This is a genomic window from Stenotrophomonas sp. GW821-FHT02D01, assembly GCF_059421765.1.
Genome location: NZ_JBWKVP010000003.1, coordinates 182,268 through 201,897 on the forward strand (window position 1 = coordinate 182,268; position 19,630 = coordinate 201,897).

Sequence of the window (19,630 nt, forward strand, 5' to 3'; positions counted from 1 at the left end):
CCGCGCCTGGTCAACGCTGCTTTTCGCGTTGCTTCTTCAACTGCGCGTCGAAATTGCGTTCGGCCGTGTCGGCGTAGTCCTGGCAGGTCATTGCCTTGGCTCCTGCCGATGTGCCCGCTGCGTAGTTCCAGCCGCTGGCGCCGGGATGCGGGGTCAGCAGAACATCGCAGGGCAGGGCGCGCACCGTGGCGAAGCTGCGGCGATAGTCCTCGATCAAGTGCGGGTAACGCGGGTTGGCCTGCAGCTGATAGCCCGGCGCACTCAAACTGTCGGCATAGACCATGCGCACCGGTTTGCCGCCCCGGGTGTCGGTCCAGGTCCAGGCGGTGCTGCCCGGGGTATGGCCGGGCACGAAGTGCGCGGTGAAGTCGACGCCACCGAGCGAGACCACCTCGCCATCCATGATGATCCTGTCCGCCGTTGCCGGCGGATAGGTGATGTCGTCGCCGAAGTGCAGGTCGTTGCTGCCGCCACGTGCCAGCAGCACCGCAGATTCGGCATTTGCGACGATCTGCGCAGCGGTACTGCGCTTGAGCGCAGCAACCGGGCCGGCGTGATCGGCGTGGGCATGGCTGAGCAGGATCAGGCGCAGATCCTGCGGCGTAACGCCGCGCGCTTTCATGTTGCGCAGCAGGTGGTCGGCCATCTGCGGCATGCCGCCATCGAGCAGCACCGCGCCCTGCGGCGTCTGCACCAGCAGTGCGGTCAGGTCTTCGGTGCCGATCTGCCAGGTGTGATCGGCAATCTGCAGCGGCGCCATCGGCTGCAGCCAGGAGGCATCAACGGTGTAGGCACGCAGTTGCGGCAGCGCTGGTTCGGCGGCAGAGGCCGCAGTGGGAAGCAGGGCAGCGAGCGTGATGGCGAGGGTCTGCAAGCGCATGGGAGGGCACCGATGAAGGAGGCCCAGAAACTAGCATGGGCCTCCTTCGTCGCGTCACGCATAGAATTCATGGCACCCATAAGGCGCCATGTCTCAGTAGCGGTACTGCCACCCCAGCGTCAGTACACGCCCGCGCCCGGCAAAATAGCTCGGGTTGGATGGCGTGGTCTGCGAGTAGTAGGTGATGTACTGCTTGTTGGCGAGGTTCTGCACGCCCAGGGTGAAACTGCTCTTGCCCAGCGCATAGCGGGCGACCAGGTCGAACGTGGTGTAGCCCTTGAAGCTGGCCACCGGCACGCCGCGCAGGTCGAAGTCGCGATCGAAGGCATGGCTGGCCTGCAGGCGGGTGCTGAGCTGTGAGGTCCAGCCCTGTTCCCAGAATGCGGTCAGCCGGTTCGGGGCGATGTTGACGCCCGCCAGGTCGCTTTCCAGTTGACCATCCAGATTGGCGTCGTAGCGGCCGTTGGCGCGGGCATAACCCAGGCCGAGGCGGCTGTCGCCCAGGCGCAGGCGCAGATTGGTCTCGAAGCCTTCCACCCGGGTAGCCTGGCGCTGCACGTTGTAGGCATCGATGCCGGCGTCATAGACCAGTACCGAACCCAGCTTGGATTCGGACGTGTAGTACGCAATGTCGCCGCTGAAGCGACCATCGTCATATTCCAGTCCGATCTCTCGGTTGTCCGACACCACCGGCGACAGGTCCACCAGGTTGTCCACGCGCTGGCCATCGCGATTGATCGCGCGCAGCACGCGGCCAACATCGGCCACGGTGTAGCCTTCCGAATACGACGCGTAGGCATTGAGACGGTCATTGATGTACCAGACCGCGCCGAAGTTCGGCAGCGTCTCGCTCATCGTCGGCTTGCCGCCTGCCACCTTGCGTGCGCCGTAGCGGGGCAGGGTGGTGTAGTCGCCCACCTCCAGCTCGCCCTTTTCGTAGCGCAGGCCAGCGGACAGCATGACGTGGTCGGTGGGCCACCACTGCAGCTGCAACAGCGGCGACAGGCTCTGGTAGGTGGTCAGCGGCACCCAGTTCAGGCCACTGGCCAGCAGCACCTGGTGGGTGCGGTCACGCAAGCCATCCAGGCCCAGGGTGACGTCCAGCGACGTGTCGCCGATGCGGCGCCAGCTCTGGGTCAGCTTGAAGCCGCGTTTGCCCGATTCGTTCTGGGTCTGGTCCCAGGCAGCGTTGGCACCCGTGTTGCCCCACGGGTCCCACTGGCTGGCGCCGTAACGCCCTTCGAAATCAACCGCGAAGGCCTGCGCCAGGAACTGGCCGCCGAACAGATCGGCGTTGCTGTAGTCCAGGGTCAGCGAGCGTGAGCGGTTCATCGGCGGATCGAGCGGCGTATCGCCGGGCACCGACGTGGCCGGGCGACCGGTGCGGAAGTTGCCATCCACGGGCAGGTAATTGTCCAGGCCACGCAATTCGTAGCGATTGGCCATCAACTGCAGGCGCTGGCCTTCGGCAATGTTCCAGCCAAGCTTGGCGAAGATATTGGTCGAGGTCGAATCCATCAGTTCGCCCTGCGCGTTGGTGCCGATCGCACGGCCGTCGCCGTCGTAGTACAGGCCCTGCCGTTCATGGGCCAGGCCGGCCACGAGGTCGAACTGTTCACCGCGGATGCCCACCAGTGCCGAAGCGCGCTGGCCGTCATCATCGCGCCGGCGCGGCGAGGCGGCGGTGAGCGAAAGGCTGCTGTCCAGCAGGAAAGCACCCGGTTCGCTCGGCGCACTGCGGGTGATGATGTTGACGATGCCACCGGTGCCGCCGATACCCTGCAGCGCGTTGGCGCCGTGGATCACTTCGATGCGTTCGATCATCGCCGGATCGATGGTATGTGAATCACGCGAACCATCGCGCAGCGGCGTGGACTGCGGCACGCCGTCAACCATGTACAGGATGCCGCGCCCGCGCATGCTTTCGCCATAGTTGGACATCTTCTCGCGCGCCGGGGCGAAGGCCGGGATCTGCGAGGACAGTACGCGCGACACATCCGAGCCCAGCGCCAGCTGTTGCTGGACGTCCTCACGGGTGAGCACGGTGATGGTGTTGGGCATGGCGGTCTCGCCCTGCGGCATGCGCGCGGTGGACGCCGACACGGTCACTCTGCCGAGTGAGGTCGTGGCTGCCGGCGTTGCTGCCGTACGCGGGCTGTCTGCTTTTGCCGCCGGCGTGGCGGTTGCGACCGCACTGCGGATCACGAACACGCCCGGCGAGCGTTCCTCGACGCTCAGGCCCTGGCCGGCAATCAGCCGTTGCAGTGCTTCGCGCGGGGCATAGCGGCCGTCCAGCGCTGGCGCCTGGCGGCCGGCAACGCTGTCTGCAGCGAACAGCAGTTGGATGCCGCTCTGCCTGGCGACCGCATTGAGTGACTGTTGCAGCGGGGCGGCCGGAAGATGGACGTCCACCGCCGTGGGGGTGGACTGCGCCGCCGCCGGAAGGGCGGCGCACAGGCTGACGGCCAGCAGGGCAGGCGTCAGACGGCGCAGGGCGGCGGGCAGGGCAATGCGGGTCATGCGGGGTCCTTCAGAGGGGTTCATGCAGCAGCCGGATGAGCAGGGCCATAACCCACCCTCGGTGCCGAATTCAGTGGCGTGCGGAGATGTGCACGCTGCCATCGCCGCGGACGTGGACGGCGACGGGCAGGATCTCCGGCAGCAGCGCCAGCGCGGTGGCGGCATGGTCGCCATCGAACACGCCCGATACCTGCAGCGTGGCCAGTCCGGGTTCGTCCAGTACGATTGCGCCGTGGTGATAGCGCTGCAGGCTGCGTACCACCTCGCCCAGCGGGGCCTGCGCGAACTGCAGTCGGCCCTGCGTCCATTCCCCGCTGCCAGTGGCGATCGGCTGCGGCAGCTGGACCGGCCCTGTGCCTGCCAGCAGCTGCTGGCCAGGCTGCAGGTGCTGCTCGCCGTCACGGCCAGCAACGCGCACGCCGACCTCGCCTCGCCACAGGCGGACTTCACTGCGGTCACCGCGTCGCTCCACGTCGAACACCGTGCCGTAGTTGCGCACCTGCACGGGCCCGGCATCGACCTGGAACCGGCGCCAGCGCGAGGGCGCCACGTCGAAGCGGGCGCGTCCGGAGACCAGCACCGCGCGGCGAGAACGCAGATGGCTGCGCACCTGCAGATGGCTGCCCGCATCCAGCTGGATACGGCTGCCATCGGCCAGCAGCACGCTGCGACGCTCACCGACGGCCGTCTGGTAATCGCTCTGTTGCCAGCCGGGATCGACAGCGTAAAGCCCGCCGAATCCAGCGATCAACAGCAAGCCGAGCACGGCACCGCCGATCTGCCGGCTGCGATGAGGCCGATACAGCTGCGCCGGATCGGGCACCGGAAACAGTGCCTTGAGAGTGTCCCGATGTTGATCCAGCACACGATCAGGCGAAGGCGCGCCGGTCTTGTCCGGGCGTGGGGGGCGCGGGCGGCGTGGTGCTGTCACGTCAGTGCCCGCACATCCAGCGCCTGCCGGCAATCGACCATCGCCAACCGCAGATGCCGCTCGACCGCCTTCAGGCCGATGCCCATGCGGCGGGCAACCGCAGCCTGCGGAACGTCATGGATCTTGTGCAGGATGAACACCTGGCGGCGTCGACAGGGCATCGCACGGATGACGTCGACAAGCCGTGCCAGTTCCTGCGCGGCAACGGCCTGTGTCGCCGGGCCGGCACCTTCGCAGGCCGCATCGGGCAGTTCGGCACGGGGTTCCACCCACTGGCGGCGCAGGTCTTCAGCACGGCAACGATCAACCGCAGCGTCATGCGCCATCCGTCGCAGCAGCGCCATCGGCTGCCGCACATCTGCCGGGGAGGGGCGTTCCAGCAGGCGTACGCAGACGTCGTGCACCACCTCGCGGGCCAGCCCGGGCGAGGCGAAGCGACGGCGCAGGTAATCCACCAGATCCTCGTAGTGGCGCACCAGCGAGGACACCAGCGGCAGCGCAGGTGGTGGGGAGGGCGGGGGCGTGGACATCCGGGGGAGGCAGTGCAGGCGGGAAGGGTGGGCCGCACAAGGCCAGCCTGCGCGGTGCCACGATAGTAATGGGAACTGTTCGCATTTGCTATCAGGGTGCCCGGTGAGGGATTGTTCGCCGCCCCCGGAAAGTGAATCCACGATCACCCTCTGCAGCGCACACTCGGCCGCAGATAGGCTGCAGGGCAGCCATCGGGGAGAGTGACCATGCACGTGCTTCTGGTGATCGTCGGCGGGTTCCTGTTGCTGGGCGTCTTCGCCCTGTTCGGCAAGCTCTGGAGCACAAGCAGCCCGCTGCTGCCAACGGCGCTGTTGGCCTTCATCGGCACCTGGCTGCTGGTGTCGGTGGCCAACATGTGGGTGGGGGTCAGCCGGGCGGGCTATACCGTGCGCGAGGAACTGCCGATCCTGCTGCTGGTGTTTGCCGTCCCGGCGTTGGTAGCCGGTGTCATTTTCTGGCGGCTGGGCCGCTGAACCGAGGATCCGCGATGCCGGCAACGCCCCGTCTTCCTGCCCTGCGTCGTCGCGACGGCCATCACGCGCGGGTGACCTACGAAGAACTGTTCTTCGACCTGGTCTACGTGTTCGCTGTTACCCAGCTCAGCCACCACCTGCTGCACCACCTGGGTCTGATGGGCGTGCTGCAGACGCTGGTGTTGTGGTTTGCGGTCTGGCTTGGCTGGCAGTACGCGTGTTGGGTCAGCAACTGGTTCGACCCGGAGGCGCCGCGTATCCGTGGCCTGTTGTTCGTCACGATGCTGCTGGCGTTGCTGATGTCTTCGTCCATCCCGGAAGCCTTTGCCGGTCGCGCCTGGATGTTCGCCGGTGCCTACGCCACGATGCAGGTAGGGCGGACGCTGTTTGTGCTGCTGGAAGTAGGGCGCTCGCACCCGCTGGCCGCCAATTTCAGACGCATGCTGGCCTGGGTCTGCGTTTCGGCCTGCTTCTGGCTGGCCGGTGCAGCGGTCGAGGGCAATGCGCGGCTGGCATTGTGGGCGCTGGCTGTCGCCTGTGAATACATCTCGCCGATGTTCGGCTTCGCGTTTCCTGGTCTCGGCCGCTCGCGCACCCGCGAGTGGACCATCGAAGGCGGGCATCTGGCCGAGCGCTGCCAGCTGTTCGTGATCGTCGCACTGGGTGAGACGCTGCTGGCAACCGGTGGCGTGCTGAGCGAGGTGGAGCACTGGAGTGGAGAGGTGGTTTCGGCGGTGCTGGCGACCTTCGCCGGTACGATCGCGATGTGGTGGCTGTACTTCGGCATCTCCAGCCGCGACGCCACCGACACCATCACCCGTTCCGACGACCCGGGCCGCATCGGCGCCTACTTCCACTACGTGCACGCGCTGCTGATCGCCGGCATCATCGCTACCGCCGTTGGCAACGACCTGGTGATGGACGAACCGGAGGCGAGGGTGACCCTGGCGTATGCCGCGATGCTGGCAGCAGGGCCGCTCATCTACCTGCTGGGCAGCGCACTGTACAAGCGGGCGGTCTACGGCCGCGTGCCGCGCTCGCACCTGGTGGGGGCAGGGGTTCTGGTCGTGCTCGGCTTCGTGCTGCCATGGATGCACCTGCTGGCGGCAGGGTGGCTGACCAGCATCGTGCTGCTGGTGGTAGGGCTGGCCGATACGCGGTTGAAACGGAACATCGCAGCGGCGCGCCGTTAGGGGGCTGCCCGGCAGGCCTGAGCTCAGCGCAGCTCCGCAGCCATCGCCGCCAGTCGGCTCACGGTGTTGATGTTGCGGCCGGTTCCGTTTGCTGCGAAGGGGACGCGCAGGCGCGAACCGGCCATGCCATCGCCGTAGTGGATGAACAGCTCGCGCTTGCCGAGAGCGAGCTGTTCTTCGCCAATACCCGTCACGCCCTGCAGCGGGTCCTTCGGCAGCTCCGCATCGATGAACAGGGCGACGACACGGTTGCCGGCGGCGTCCTTGAACGGGTTGCGGGCGACCACTTCGGCCATCTCAGCAGCGGTACGCGCCAGCACGCCGACCGGCTTGCCCGCATAAGCATGCAGGCTTTTCGCCAAACTGCCGCGCACACCCGCCTCGTCGAGCGTACTGCTGAACACGGCATTGCCGCTGGCGATATAGGTGCGGACGTCCCGGAATCCGGCGTTCTCGCACATCCGCACCAGCTCGGTCATCGGTAGCTTGCCGGTGCCGCCGACATTGACCGCGCGCAGCAGGGCCACGTAGGCGGTCATGGCGCAGCGGCCTGCAGCCGGTCATACATGCGCACCAGATCGACCAGCGTGCGTGCTTCCATCTTGCGCATGACCTGCGCGCGACGCACCTTCACGGTGATCTCGCTGACACCCAGGTCGGCGGCGATCTGCTTGTTCAGGCGCCCGCGCACCACGCCGGCAACCACCTCGCGCTCGCCGGCGTTCAAGGTGCGCCAGCGCAGCTGCAACGCCCCCAGCGCGTCACCCTCGCGACGCCGCTGGCGATCGATCCCGATGCCCCTGTGGATCGCGTCCAGCAGTTCCTGGTCGCGGAACGGCTTGGTCAGAAATTCGATGGCGCCGTCCTTGATCGCATTGACGCCCATGGCAATGTCGCCGTGGCCGGTGATGAACACCACCGGCAGGTGCAGATCGTGGCTGGCCATGCTGCGATGGAAATCCAGTCCGCTCTGCCCAGGCATGCGCACGTCCAGCACCAGGCACGACGGAGCGTCGTCCCGCGGGTGGGCAAGAAATTCCCCAGTGGAGGCGAAGGCCCGCACCTGCAGGCCCATCGATGCCAGCAGGTCCTCCAGCGCGGCGCGCACCGAGGCGTCGTCGTCGATCACATAGACGATCGGTGCCGGTTCCATAGGTGCTGTGGTGGCTTTACGCATGCGCAGCCTCCGTGGCCGTGGGCAGCTCGAAGATGAAGCAGGCGCCGCCACCGGGCGGTCGTTCCGCGCGGATATGGCCGCCGTTGGCCTCGATCATCGAGCGGCTCAGGCTGAGGCCCAGGCCGAGGCCGTTCGCCTTGGTGGTCCAGAATGCATCGAACACGCGGTCAGTCTGCTCAGCGGGCAGGCCGACACCGCGATCGCGCACGCTCAGGCTGACGTGGCCGCGACCATCGTACGCCGTCAGCAGGGACAGCCTGCGCTCGCTTACGGGCGTGTCCGACATCGCATCGACGGCGTTGAGGATGAGGTTGCCGATCACCTGCTGCACCTGTACGCGATCGGCATGGGCAGGGGGGAGTTCATTGCCCAGCACCAGCGCCACGGTCACACCATGCTGTTCCAGTTCGCTGCGCGAGAGTGCCAGCATTTCCTCCACGGCCAGGTTGAGGTCGAAGGCCTGGCGCTCTGGCGCGGCGCCTTGGGTCAGGCCGCGGATGCGGGCAATCACGTCACTGGCACGGTGGGCGTCGGCGACGATGCGGGCGATGGTCTGGCGTGCCTTGTCCAGGTTTGGCGGCTCCTGGGCCAACCAGCGCTGGCTGGCTTCGGCGCTGCTGGCGATGGCCGCCAGCGGCTGGTTCACTTCATGTGCGATGGAGGTGGTCAGCTCGCCGACGGTGGAGGCGCGGGCCACCCGCAGCAGGCGCGCCTGTGCATCCTGCACCGCGGCCTTGGCCGCTTCCATCTTCAATGCCAGGTAGGTGGTGATGCCGATCACCAGCATGCCGATCGCTGAATTGACCAGGCCGATGCGGTAGGTGCCGAAGCGGGTCAGGAAGAAGCTGAGGCCGGTCAACCCGATGCAGACTGCCGCAAGGGCGATGAGCCCGCGTGCGGGCAGCCGCCGCGACGCCGCCAGGATCACTGCAGCGTAGAAGCAGGCGGCGGCAACGGCGTAGTCGGTAACCGTATCGACCAGGAAGATGGCCGCCATCACGATGATCAGGGCCAGCACGACCAGGGGGCGGCGGGGCGACAGCGATGGCATCGGGACGGCTCCCTGGCGTGGGTGGAAAGGATAGCAAAGCGCTGTTCAGTAGATGCCGACCTTGGTCGGCATGCGCCAGAGAGATGCAGGGTAGTGCCGGCCGCTGGCCGGTATCTGCAGGGTGTTCCCGCAGTTCATGAGGTTGCCGGCCAGCGGCCGGCACTACTCCTCCAGGCTGGCGTTCCAGAATCCCTGCAGCACGCCCGGCGTGGCGGCCAGCGTTGCCAGCACCGCATCCAGTTCGCCGCCATCGACCGTGGTGGCGTACAGCACCGCTTCGATCTCGACATCGCGCTCGCCGAACGGGCGCTGGTCGACCGCGCGTACCGGGTACTGCGCCTGCTCCAGCAACAGCAGAAGCCGGTCCAGCACCTCGGCCTGCTGCTCGCGCTGACAGACCACGTTGATGGCGTAGGTGGCTTCGCTGAAGGCCTCCGGCAGCGGTTGCCGCTGGATGCGGTTCACCACCGGCCGCAGCAGGGTATTGGCAGCCAGCACGAACACCGCAGCCAGCACGGCTTCAGGCAGCAGCTTGATGCCGGCACAGGCGCCGACTGCCGCCGAGCCCCACAGCGTGGCGGCGGTGTTCAGGCCCGACACCTGTGCGCCATCCTTCATGATCGCGCCGGCACCGAGGAAGCCGACGCCGGAGATCACGTAGGCCACCACATGCAGTGGCGACGGCGGCCCGCCGTACAGGTCGTGGAAGCGCACGGCCAGGTCGACGAACACCGCTGCACCCACCGCTACAAGCGTATTGGTGCGCAGGCCGGCGGTGCGCTGGCGGAACTGCCGCTCCAGGCCGATCAGCGCGCCCAGCACGAAGGCGACGGACAGGCTGATCAGCGAGCTGAGGGTGGCGCCCGCGTTGAACGCGGGCAGGTGGGGGTTGAAGTCCATGAGGGTTCTCCCTGCGCCAATGCGCTTACTGCCAGCCGTAGCGACGGATGTAGAGCTTCTTCAGTGCGGTGGTCAGCACCGCATAGCCGAACAGGATCGCCACCAGGAACGGCCAGTAGCCGGCCGGCAATGCCTGCAGCTTGAAGTAACTGGCCAACGGACTCATCGGCAGGATCACGCCGATGGCCATGATCGCCCCGGTCATCAGCAGCAGCGGCGGCGCGGCGATGCTCTGCAGGAACGGTACCTTGGGCGTGCGGATCATGTGCACGATCAGGGTCTGGGTCAGCAGCCCGACCACGAACCAGCCCGACTGGAACAGGCCCTGGTCGGCCGGCGTGCGCGCATCGAACACGTACCACATCAGGGCGAAGCAGCTCAGGTCGAAGATCGAGCTGATCGGCCCGAAGAACACCATGAAGCGGCCGATGTCCGCCGGGTTCCACTTCAGCGGCCTGCGCACCAGCTCCTCATCCACGTTGTCGAACGGAATGGCGATCTGCGAGATGTCATACAGCAGGTTCTGCACCAGCAGCTGCAACGGCAGCATCGGCAGGAAGGGCAGGAACGCCGAAGCCACCAGCACCGAGAACACGTTGCCGAAATTGGAACTGGCGGTCATGCGGATGTACTTGAGCATGTTGCTGAAGGTGCGCCGCCCCTGGATGACACCTTCCTCCAGCACCATCAGGTTCTTTTCCAACAGGATGATGTCGGCGGCCTCCTTGGCGATGTCCACCGCGCTGTCCACGCTGATGCCGATGTCGGCTGCGCGCAGTGCGGGAGCATCGTTGATGCCATCGCCGAGAAAGCCGACCACCTTGCCCTGCGCGCGCAGCTCGCGCACCAGCCGTTCCTTGTGCAGGGGCGTGAGGCGGGCGAACACGCGGTGCTCCTGCAGTGCGCGCGCCACGGCAGCGTCGTCCATGCGCTCGATCTGCGGGCCGGTCACGATCGTGTCGGCGTCCAGGCCGACCTGGGCGCAGATCCGCGCGGTGACCAGTTCGTTGTCGCCGGTGAACACCTTCACTTCCACACCATGCGCGGCCAGCGCCTGCAGTGCGTGAGCAGCGGATTCCTTCGGCGGATCGAGGAAGGCCACATAGCCGACCAGGGTCAGATCCCGCTCGTCGGCCTGCGAGTAGACCGTCTGGCTGGCGGAGGTTTCTTTCATCGCCACCGCCACCACGCGCAGGCCCTGTTCGTTCAGTTCCTCGGTGGTTTGCCGCACCCGGGCCAGGCGCTGCTCATCCAGCGGCATATCCTTGCCGTTCTCGCGCACGGTGCTGCACACCGCCAGCATTTCCTCCACCGCGCCCTTGCAGATCAATTCGTGATGGTCCTCGCGCTCGGATACCACCACCGACATGCGGCGGCGCTCGAAGTCGAACGGAATCTCATCGACCTTGCGGTAGTCCTGCGACAGGCGCAGCGAGCTCTGCAGCTCCACATGCTCCAGCACCGCACGATCCAGCAGGTTGATCAGGCCGGTCTGGAAGTGGCTGTTGAGGTAGGCGAAGGTCAGCACATCCTCCGAATCCTGCCCGAACACATCGGTGTGCCGCTCCAGCGCGATCTTGTCCTGGGTGAGGGTGCCGGTCTTGTCGGTGCACAGCACTTCCATCGCACCGAAGTTCTGGATCGCGTCCAGGCGCTTGACGATCACCTTGCGCCGCGACAGCAGCACCGCGCCCTTGGCCAGGGTGGAGGTGACGATCATCGGCAGCATTTCCGGGGTCAGGCCGACCGCCACCGACAGCGCGAACAGGAATGCTTCGGTCCAGTCGCCCTTGGTCCAGCCATTGACCAGCAGCACGAACGGCACCATCACCAGGGCAAAGCGGATCAGCAGCCAGCTGACACTGTTGACCCCGGCCTGGAATGCCGTAGGCGCGCGATCGCTGGCACTGCTGCGCTGGGCGAGGGTGCCGAAGTAGCTGGTGTTGCCGGTGGCCAGCACCAGTGCTGTTGCCGTGCCGGACACCACATTGGTACCCATGAACAACACGTTGGCCTGTTCCATCAGGCCGGCGTCGGCGTTGCCCGGCTGCACGAACTTCTCCACCGGCAGCGATTCGCCGGTCATCGCCGCCTGTGCGACAAACAGATCCTTGGCGGCGAGCACGCGGCAGTCGGCCGGGATCATGTCGCCTGCCGACAGCACGATATGGTCACCCGGTACCAGGTCGCGGATCGGCAGATCCAGCAGCCGTGCCGGTCGCCGGCTGTGCAGCTGTGCGCCGAAATACTGATCGGCCACTTCTGCCGCCTCGGTGCCCGCAGCGCGGCGCAGCACGCGGGCGGTGTTGCCTACCAGCGCCTTCAGCCGTTCGGCGGCGCGATTGGAGCGCCCCTCCTGCACGAAGCGGATCAGGGTGGACAGCACCACCATCGCGCCGATCACCACCGTCGCCTTGGCGTCTTCGGTCAGCCAGGACACGGCCGCCAGCACCGTCAGCAGCAGGTTGAACGGGTTGCGATAGCACTGCCACAGATGGCGCCACCACGGCAGCGGCTTCTCGTGATCGACCTCGTTGGGGCCGAAGCGCAGCAGGCGCTCTTCGGCCTCGTGCGGGCTGAGACCATCGACATGTGACTGCAGGGTGGCCAGCGCATCGGCTTCGCTGCCCTGTGCAAGCGCGAGCAGTCCAGCAGTGAGCGCGGCGGGCGCGGCCTGCGTAGTGCCACGGCCATAACCGGCTTCGGGCATCGCGCGACGACCGAACAGGTTGCCCGCGCGACGGCTGCGCAGGAAGGCGTTGAACCAGGCGTTGAGCAGGCTCATGGGAAGGTCCTCTTGGAGCGGCGCCGGGCGGAGCCGGCGCGTGGAGCGGAAGGGGTGGTATCAGGCGTGGCGCATGGCCAGCACCGACGGAGACCAGGGCTGCATGCGCAAGCGTTGGCTGCCGCCGATGCACAGCGGCTTCATCGCATCGCGCAGCGGGTAGGGCAGGTGGCGCAGCACGTTGATGCGCTCGCTGATCGGCAGCAGCGACAGTGCGTCGGCCACCACCCGTGGCGAGCCGAGGGCCAGCGAACGGGCGAACAGGACAGGGCCGTGCTGCAGCAGCAGGCTGCGCAGGCCGGAAACATCGCGCTCGCCGATCAGGCGGCGGACGGTGATGTAGAGAATCTTGTAGGACATGGGATTCCTCCGGGCAGGCGCTGCCCGGGGCTCCCATCGCTTACACGGACAGGAACCGGCGTTCAGTCGCCAGCAGTGAACAAGGGGGCAGGCAGGGGCGCGCGTTGCGCCCGGCAGGGTCGGGATCCATCTGCGTCTCCGCGTGGGGCGGCCAGTCGCTGGCCAGTGGCGCTATTGTCCGCGCTCGTATTCAGCAGGCCTAGAGGCCCGTGGGTTAGCCCGGCTATACCTTGGTATAGAAAAAGGGGCCGTTGGCCCCTTTTGTTCAGCTGCGGTCCGCGAATGCGTCGGTGGCCCGCACCAGGGCATCGGTCGTGGCCGCTTCGTTGGCGCTGTGGCCGGCGATGACCATCTCCAGCCGGGCTTCCGGCCACGCCTGTGCCAGGTCCCAGGCACTGCGCGGCGGGCAGATGATGTCGTAGCGCCCCTGCACGATGACACCCGGCAGATGGCGGATGCGATCGATGTCGCGCAGCAGCTGGCCGTGCTCGAGGAAAGTGTTGTGACGGAAGTAGTGGGCCTCGATGCGTGCCTTTGCCAGCGTATCGAGCGGATCGGTAGCGGACACCGCGTCGACGTCGTGCACCAGCGTGGCGGCATTGTCTTCCCACCCCAGCCAGGCCTGTGCCGCGGCGATGCGGATGCCTTCGTCGGCGTGGTCCAGGCGCTTCCAGTACGCGTCGAGCATGTTGCCGCGCTCGTCCTGCGGGATGTGGGCCTGGTAGCGATCCCAACGCTCCGGGAAGATCCAGCGCGCACCGCCGTTGAGCTCGGCGAACCAGCGGTTCTCTTCCTCGCGCCCCAGGAACACGCCGCGCACGATCAGTCCGGTGGCGCGGTCGGGATGCGCCTGTGCATAGGCCAGCGACAGCGTTGAGCCCCAGGAACCGCCGTAGACCAGCCAGCGCTCGATGCCCAGGTGTTCGCGGACCTTCTCGATGTCGGCCACCAGATGCTGCGTGGTGTTGTCGCGAAGCTCGCCGAAGGGCGTGGAGCGGCCGCTGCCGCGCTGATCGATCAGCACGATGCGATAGCGGTTGGGGTCGAAGAAGCGACGATGGGTAGGCGAGATCCCAGCCCCCGGGCCGCCGTGCAGGTACACCACCGGAATGCCATCGGGCGTGCCGCACTCCTCGACATGCAGGGTGTGCAGTGCATCCACGGGCAGCGTGTGTTCGCGGTACGGGGTAATCGGCGGGTACAGCGTGCGCATGGCAGTGCCTCACAAGCAGGGCGTACAAGCATAGCGGGGCATATCGACCAGCGTCATCCGCCCCATGTTCAAGTACTCTCTGCGTTCAAGGGGGAGCGCCATCGATTCCTGGCGATCTGGACCCGGCAGGACGCAGAGGATGTATGGCATGAGCGCGCAGGACGTCGCGGAACGACACCCAATGGCGGGCAGCGCCCTCAGCAGCAGCGCCCGTGAGTCGCTGAAGTGGCTCGCGCTGCTGTCGATGACCGGTGACCACGTAGCCAAGGTTGTTTTCGGTGGCTATGTGCCGGTGGTCAGCGAGTTGGGGCGCATCGCTTTCCCGCTGTTCGCGCTGGTGATGGCCTGCAACCTTGCGCAGCCGGGGGCGGATCTGGGCAAGTCGATCCGCCGGCTTGGGGTGTGGGGCCTGGTCGCGCAACCTTTGCATGTGCTGGCCTTCGGCTATTGGCTGCCGTTGAACATCCTGCTGACGTTCTGCCTGGCCGCCGTGGCCGTGCATGCGCTGGTCAACAACCGGCAATTATTGCTGCTTGTGGCGGGAGGACTGCTGCCGTTCTTCGTGGATTACCAATGGGCGGGGGTGGCATTGGTGATGCTGGGCTGGATCGCATTCCGCCACCGGACATACTGGCTGCTGGCGTTCGGATTCGGCGGGCTGTGCTGGTTCAATGGCAATGGATGGGCATTGCTGGCCATCCCGCTGGCGCTGGCGGTCGCGCGCGTGCAGTGGCGGCTGCCACGATGGCGCTGGGCGTTCTACGTCTACTACGTGGCGCACCTGGCGGTGCTGGCCGCCTATGCGCAATGGCTGCGCTGACGCACGGCACTCATCGCGGCGGCGAACTGCTCCCGGCTACGTCGCTGGTGTACTGCAGAACCTTGTCTTCGCGCTGCAGCGCAATGACATCCACAGGCTGTCCTCGCAACACTGCGCGCAGGCAGCGGATCGCCTCGGCAGAGTAGCCCAGCTCTGCAGGTGGCAACGACAAGGCAACGCTGCCATCGCTGTGCTGATGCACCACGTATCGTGACAACGGCAGCGCAGCCAGCGCATGTGTCAGGTCGATGTTGTTGATCCACTGCTGGTCGGCAGTCAGATAGCGTACCGGACGTCGCCCCTGCAGGCCGACGATCATCGGCGTATCGCCGGCCATGGCCAGCGCGCCGCGGTCGCCGGTGCGGTAGCGCAGCAGCGGCAGGCAGAAGTTGAATCCGCCGCTGAGCGTGATCTCACCGACCTCCCCGGGCGGCGACGGCGCCCCGTCGGCACCGAGAATTTCCACATACATGCGCGGCTGCAGCAGTACATGGCCGCCGGCAGCATCGTCATGCACGGCCAGCGGGCCCGCCTCGTTCATCGAATACAGATCGAGCACCGCGCAGCCAAACCGCGCAGCCAGCGCCTGGCGCAGGCCCGGAGACAGCGCCATCGATACCGACAACAGCGCCTGCGGCCGGTGCCGTACGGGCAATTCCAGCAGCGCTGCGAAGGAAATCGGATCGCCGGCGATCACTTCCGGCTGCATCTGGTCGATGTAGCGTGCGCGGTCATCGGGATGGCGCCAGTCATCGGGATGCAGGTTGATCTTGGCCAGGCCGGATTCGTCCATCGTCGGTGTCACCGAAACATAGGTGAAGCACCGCTGCTGCATGCCCAGCAACATCACCCCCATCTGGCCGCGGCCGTGCGCCAGGGTGATGCCGAAGCGCTGCAAGGCGCGCTTGTGATGGGCCAGATAGCGTGCCGCCACCACCGGATGCGATGGCAGTACCAGTGGATGGCCGGTGGTGCCGGTGGTGCGGAAATTGATCATCCGCTCCAGCGGTACCGGGTCTGGCACGAAACGGGCGATGTCCGCTGCGAGGTCGCCACGGTGGACCGGTGCAATGTCGGTGAAGGCGGCTGGCATCGCCTGCGTGCGGTAATACGGCACCTGCGCAAACACCTCGGTCACATGCGCCTGCAGCCACGGTGGCGGTTGGTCTGGCGTCCACTCGAAGCGCGCGCAGGCGATCTCCCGTTCGTAGCCACGCAATGCCGTCACCTCATCGGCACGCAGGCGGTTGCCGCTGGCATTGCGGAAGATCGGCGCCGCCGGGTGCTCGCGCATCTGCTGCAGCATCGCCAAGCCCGCCGCGCTCAGCGTGGGATAGCGATCGGCATCGGTCGGCTCGCGGCTCACTCGCGGGTCCACTTGTCCGCAGACTCTTCGGCCGCCTTGCGCGCCAAGGCCTCGCGGATGGCACGTGCGCGCTCTTCAGTAGCGCGGCTGGCATCGAGCAGACGCTGCCGTTCCACGCCGCTGACCCGGGCCAGGCGATCGGCCGCCTGGGCCGCCGTTTCACCCTGCGGCTGCAGGCCCAGCCGGGCCACGACGGTGCGCACCAGTTCTTCGCGGCGCTCCGGATCGAACACGAACCGGTCTGCGCTGGTACTGGTCGCCAGCGCCGGCACTGCTTCGGTGAACAGGGGCATCCACGCCTCGGGAGCAATTTCCAGTTCATTCCAGTACGCATCTGCCATCAGCCATGCGGTCACTGCTGACAGCGAGAGCTGGTTTGCATCCACGCCGGCCAGATCACCCGACAGCGTTGCCCGCAGTGCAGGGGGCAGGTACAGCGAGCGTGCGGCAAAGACATCGCCCACCACCGCCGCGACGTGCAGCCGGCCGTTGCCGGCGCGGCGCGGTGGCTCGAGGAAATCGGGCGGCATGTCCAGCAGGCGCCGCAGCAGAACATCAAGGGAGGGGCCGGAGAGCATGGTCAGGGTCCAGACTTGGCAAATACCTGGGTGGAAGGGCAATCGTCACAGGTGCTGCGGGCGCAGCGCGGTCCACGATCATCGCTGCACCCGCATGTCGCCAGGGCCGTAGTGCTGCTGGCTGAAGGCGCGCGCGAACTGCAGCAGGTCGGCCATGTCACGCACCACATGGATGTTCCATCCCGCGTCGCGTGCGCGCAGCAGATCGCCGGTCCATCCCGCGTTGCCGGCATCGGCGATGCGGGACGGCAGCGGGCTGAACAGGTTCAGCGCCATGGTGCCGCCACCACCGGCCACACGCAGCGCTCTGGCGGCCACCTCCCAGCCGCTGTTGCCGCGCTCATCCTTGTCGAACATTGTGGTGATGCCGTCGTCGGAGATGTGCAGGATATGCACCGCCCGTGCATGCGGCGGACGCTCGGCATAGGTGTCACGCAACCGGTGGATCGGAAACGCGGTGGCGCCACCGAAATAGCCGGTAAGCACCTTGAGGATGTCGTCTTCCGAACGCACGAAGCCGTCAGTGTGCAGGTGCTGCCCGGTGCCGCTCCACAGCGTGGCCTGCACGCGTGCACCCACGCGCAGCGCCGACAGCGCGATGATGGCGCCGGCCAGCGTCAGGAACGAGGTCCATGCCTGCGGGTTGGGCATCGAACCGGAACTGTCCACGTACAGATCCAGGTCCACCGGTTCGGCAGCGGGTTCACGGCCGGGTGCCAGCCCGTGCACACGCTGTACCGTCGTCAGCCCGGGAATCACATGGGGTGACTGCAGTACCGATTGCAGCCAGTCCACTGCGTCCAGTGCATCGCCGGCTTCCCAGGGCTGCAGCCCCTCCGGCAGCGGCTCCAGGGCCTGCGGCTGCGGCCGCGACGGGTAGCGGATCAGGTGTGGCAGCGCGCGCTCGCGGTAATAACGCACGGCGATCTGATGGTCATCCAGGTCCAGGCCGGCCGCGCGCAGGATCTGCCCGTACTCGAACGGCTCGCGCATCTGTCCTGGCGAGTGCGCAGGGTCCCCAGCGAGCGCATCCGCAGGCAGATCGCTCTTCTGCGGTGCGTCTCCGCCGCGCTCATCGCCGGTGATGCGTGGATCGGATGCGGGGTGCGGCGCCGGCGCCAACTCGTCGTCCTCCAGCTGCCCCAGGCCGACCGGTTGGCTTCCCTGGCCGGCGTGCCGGGTATCCATCAAGGCATCCACCCGCGCATCCTGCTGTGATTCCAGCAGCCAGGGCAGCAGCAGCGTGGCGAAGCGACCAGCGCCGATCATCCAGTCGCTGGCGTAGACGCGCACGACGCGTGCACCGAGCCAGGCATCGCCCTGCAATGCGCTGTCGTCGGCCGAGCCCCCCAGCGTGCCGCGCGGCTGCTGCCACAGTTCCTCGTAGATGCCCATGTACAGCTGCCAGACCGGCGAGCTGGCCTGCGCCGATTGTGCGGCCAGGCGTCGATAGATCGCATCCATGCGCAGCCCGCTCTGGCGCTGCAGGCGATCGTTGATGAGCAGGTCGGTGTAAAGGTTGGCGACCATCGGTGCATGCGCTTCCAGCGTCGGCAGCGCACGGCGGATGCGCGCCAGCAGACGTGCATGGTCGCTTGCGGTGGCAGGCGCCAGCACGTGGTGACCGATCTCGTGGGCGAGGATCTCCAGCGCGTAGGGTTGCAGCTGCAGGCGCTGTACTTCTTCCAGATCGATGACGATGCGCTGGTCGGCGAGGCGGATGGCCGCGAAGCTGCCGGTCAGGCCCTCGGCGGCCGCCTGCATGCGCGAATGGCACAGCTTCGGGCCCTGCAGCCGGGTGAAACGGCTCCATGTGGCCAGTGCCTGTGGCCAGGCCTCGCGCCAGGGCTGCAGCGGATCAGCGACCGTGGCACTCATTGGGGTGGCAACACATGCACATGGTGCGACCACGGCGAGAACAGGGCGATGCCCGACGCGCCGGAGACCGCACACAGGTCGTCCTTGGACAACGCCGGCGCCATCCACTGCACGCCCAAGCGGGCGGTCACATCCGGCGCCGGTCCGCTGCTGCTGCCCGCTGCGTATTCGGCGGCGCTGGCAGGCAGCAGGACGGTACCGAAGGCATCGGCGAGCAGCAGGAAGTACCCGCCTGCACTTTCGACCACGAAGCCCTCGGTCGCTGCACGAACCTGCGGCGGTGCCGGAAACGCGCCGTCCAGGCCGCTGAAGCTGCCGACACGATGCCCGCGCAGGTCGACGCTGCCCTGCCGCGGATTCCACCAGCGGTCCTGCTCAAGCTGGACCCGGACCGAGGCCAGATCACCCGCATCGATGCCCAGCACGGCGGCGACCGTATTCGCGGGCAGGGCATCGATACGGGCAAGGGCAGGGCGGCGCAGCTGCACCATCCCCGCCTGCCAGGCACAGAGCGCGCCTATGTCGCGCAGTTCCGGCAAGGATGTACACACGCCTGCATGCGCGGCCATCGCATCGATCCACTGCGCAACGCGAACGTCCGGACTGGCGCCCAGCCGCACCACCGCATTGCTGATGGTGCCGAGGGTCTCGCGCGGAGCGTGGGCCAGCAACGGGGCGAGGGCCGGGGCCAGCGAGCGCCAGGCCTGCTCGACCCACGGGAGACGCGCCTTAGGGCCGGCATGGCCCTGCGCCACCAGCTCCAGACCGATCTCGAAGGCGGCCTCGCAGGCGCCCTGCGTTGCCGACGGGTGGTGGCGCTGGATGGCCTGGCAGAGGGGGTCGATGGTCTGGGTGACGAACGCGCTGAAGGCGGCCATGTCCAGGCCGGGCCAGCGGTGGCGGGCATCGGCCACGGCCTGGTTCAGGACGGAACGGCGCGCGGCCAGCAGCTCGGCGAGAACGGCGGAAACCAC

Annotated in this window: 18 protein-coding genes; 3 read left to right on the top strand and 15 right to left on the bottom strand. The window is 67.1% G+C overall.

Annotated features, from left to right (window positions below; translation table 11 throughout):
• Window positions 1–10: 10 nt before the first annotated feature.
• The 4 genes from blaL1 to AC07UW_RS08325 all read right to left on the bottom strand — a co-directional run bounded on the left by blaL1 (window position 11) and on the right by AC07UW_RS08325 (window position 4,861).
• Entirely contained in the window at window positions 11–880 is an 870-nt protein-coding gene (gene blaL1, locus AC07UW_RS08310; RefSeq protein WP_495211822.1) for a L1 family subclass B3 metallo-beta-lactamase, read from the bottom strand.
• A 93-nt stretch (window positions 881–973) separates the two neighbouring features.
• The gene (locus tag AC07UW_RS08315) at window positions 974–3,400 is read right to left on the bottom strand and encodes a TonB-dependent receptor (protein WP_495211823.1); all 2,427 of its coding nucleotides are present in this window, start codon (window positions 3,398–3,400) and stop codon (window positions 974–976) included.
• Window positions 3,401–3,470: 70 nt separating this feature from the next.
• The gene (locus tag AC07UW_RS08320; protein ID WP_495211824.1) at window positions 3,471–4,331 is read right to left on the bottom strand and encodes a FecR family protein; all 861 of its coding nucleotides are present in this window, start codon (window positions 4,329–4,331) and stop codon (window positions 3,471–3,473) included.
• Entirely contained in the window at window positions 4,328–4,861 is a 534-nt protein-coding gene (locus AC07UW_RS08325; protein WP_495211825.1) for a sigma-70 family RNA polymerase sigma factor, read from the bottom strand. The genes AC07UW_RS08320 and AC07UW_RS08325 overlap by 4 nt, the downstream gene beginning before the upstream one ends.
• 207 nt (window positions 4,862–5,068) lie before the next feature.
• Between AC07UW_RS08325 and AC07UW_RS08330 the strand changes: the two genes are divergently transcribed.
• Window positions 5,069–5,335, top strand: coding sequence for a hypothetical protein (locus AC07UW_RS08330; RefSeq protein WP_336028754.1), 267 nt, complete (start codon window positions 5,069–5,071; stop codon window positions 5,333–5,335).
• A 14-nt stretch (window positions 5,336–5,349) separates the two neighbouring features.
• A complete protein-coding gene (locus AC07UW_RS08335; RefSeq protein ID WP_495211826.1) occupies window positions 5,350–6,528 on the top strand; it encodes a low temperature requirement protein A in 1,179 nt (392 codons plus the stop codon).
• Window positions 6,529–6,551: 23 nt separating this feature from the next.
• Here AC07UW_RS08335 and AC07UW_RS08340 read toward each other — a convergent pair whose 3' ends face one another.
• The 7 genes from AC07UW_RS08340 to pip form a co-directional block, all read right to left on the bottom strand.
• Complete coding sequence (locus AC07UW_RS08340; RefSeq protein WP_495211827.1) at window positions 6,552–7,067, bottom strand: DUF1697 domain-containing protein; 516 nt, start codon at window positions 7,065–7,067, stop codon at window positions 6,552–6,554.
• Window positions 7,064–7,705, bottom strand: a complete 642-nt coding sequence (locus AC07UW_RS08345; protein WP_495211828.1) for a response regulator transcription factor — start codon at window positions 7,703–7,705, stop codon at window positions 7,064–7,066. The genes AC07UW_RS08340 and AC07UW_RS08345 overlap by 4 nt, the downstream gene beginning before the upstream one ends.
• Entirely contained in the window at window positions 7,698–8,756 is a 1,059-nt protein-coding gene (locus tag AC07UW_RS08350; RefSeq protein ID WP_478030556.1) for a sensor histidine kinase, read from the bottom strand. Before AC07UW_RS08350 ends, AC07UW_RS08345 begins: the two co-directional genes overlap by 8 nt.
• 162 nt (window positions 8,757–8,918) lie before the next feature.
• Window positions 8,919–9,656 carry an MgtC/SapB family protein gene (locus tag AC07UW_RS08355; protein WP_100552611.1) on the bottom strand — a complete coding sequence of 246 codons (738 nt, stop codon included), beginning with the start codon at window positions 9,654–9,656 and terminating at the stop codon, window positions 8,919–8,921.
• A 25-nt stretch (window positions 9,657–9,681) separates the two neighbouring features.
• Window positions 9,682–12,441 (bottom strand): magnesium-translocating P-type ATPase, encoded by a 2,760-nt coding sequence (mgtA, locus tag AC07UW_RS08360; RefSeq protein ID WP_495211829.1) that lies wholly within the window; start codon window positions 12,439–12,441, stop codon window positions 9,682–9,684.
• A 60-nt stretch (window positions 12,442–12,501) separates the two neighbouring features.
• Complete coding sequence (locus AC07UW_RS08365; RefSeq protein ID WP_032974628.1) at window positions 12,502–12,801, bottom strand: hypothetical protein; 300 nt, start codon at window positions 12,799–12,801, stop codon at window positions 12,502–12,504.
• Window positions 12,802–13,066: 265 nt separating this feature from the next.
• Window positions 13,067–14,014 (bottom strand): prolyl aminopeptidase, encoded by a 948-nt coding sequence (gene pip, locus AC07UW_RS08370; protein ID WP_336028733.1) that lies wholly within the window; start codon window positions 14,012–14,014, stop codon window positions 13,067–13,069.
• Window positions 14,015–14,162: 148 nt separating this feature from the next.
• On the opposite strand from pip, the gene AC07UW_RS08375 reads away from it, so the two are divergent.
• Window positions 14,163–14,834 (top strand): TraX family protein, encoded by a 672-nt coding sequence (locus tag AC07UW_RS08375; RefSeq protein WP_336028731.1) that lies wholly within the window; start codon window positions 14,163–14,165, stop codon window positions 14,832–14,834.
• Between the two features lie 10 nt (window positions 14,835–14,844).
• Here AC07UW_RS08375 and AC07UW_RS08380 read toward each other — a convergent pair whose 3' ends face one another.
• The 4 genes from AC07UW_RS08380 to AC07UW_RS08395 form a co-directional block, all read right to left on the bottom strand.
• Window positions 14,845–16,200, bottom strand: a complete 1,356-nt coding sequence (locus AC07UW_RS08380; RefSeq protein ID WP_495211830.1) for an AMP-binding protein — start codon at window positions 16,198–16,200, stop codon at window positions 14,845–14,847.
• Window positions 16,197–16,778 carry a hypothetical protein gene (locus AC07UW_RS08385; RefSeq protein ID WP_336028728.1) on the bottom strand — a complete coding sequence of 194 codons (582 nt, stop codon included), beginning with the start codon at window positions 16,776–16,778 and terminating at the stop codon, window positions 16,197–16,199. The genes AC07UW_RS08380 and AC07UW_RS08385 overlap by 4 nt, the downstream gene beginning before the upstream one ends.
• 78 nt (window positions 16,779–16,856) lie before the next feature.
• Entirely contained in the window at window positions 16,857–18,656 is a 1,800-nt protein-coding gene (locus tag AC07UW_RS08390) for a hypothetical protein (protein ID WP_495211831.1), read from the bottom strand.
• Window positions 18,653–19,630, bottom strand: coding sequence for a hypothetical protein (locus AC07UW_RS08395; RefSeq protein WP_495211832.1), 978 nt, complete (start codon window positions 19,628–19,630; stop codon window positions 18,653–18,655). The genes AC07UW_RS08390 and AC07UW_RS08395 overlap by 4 nt, the downstream gene beginning before the upstream one ends.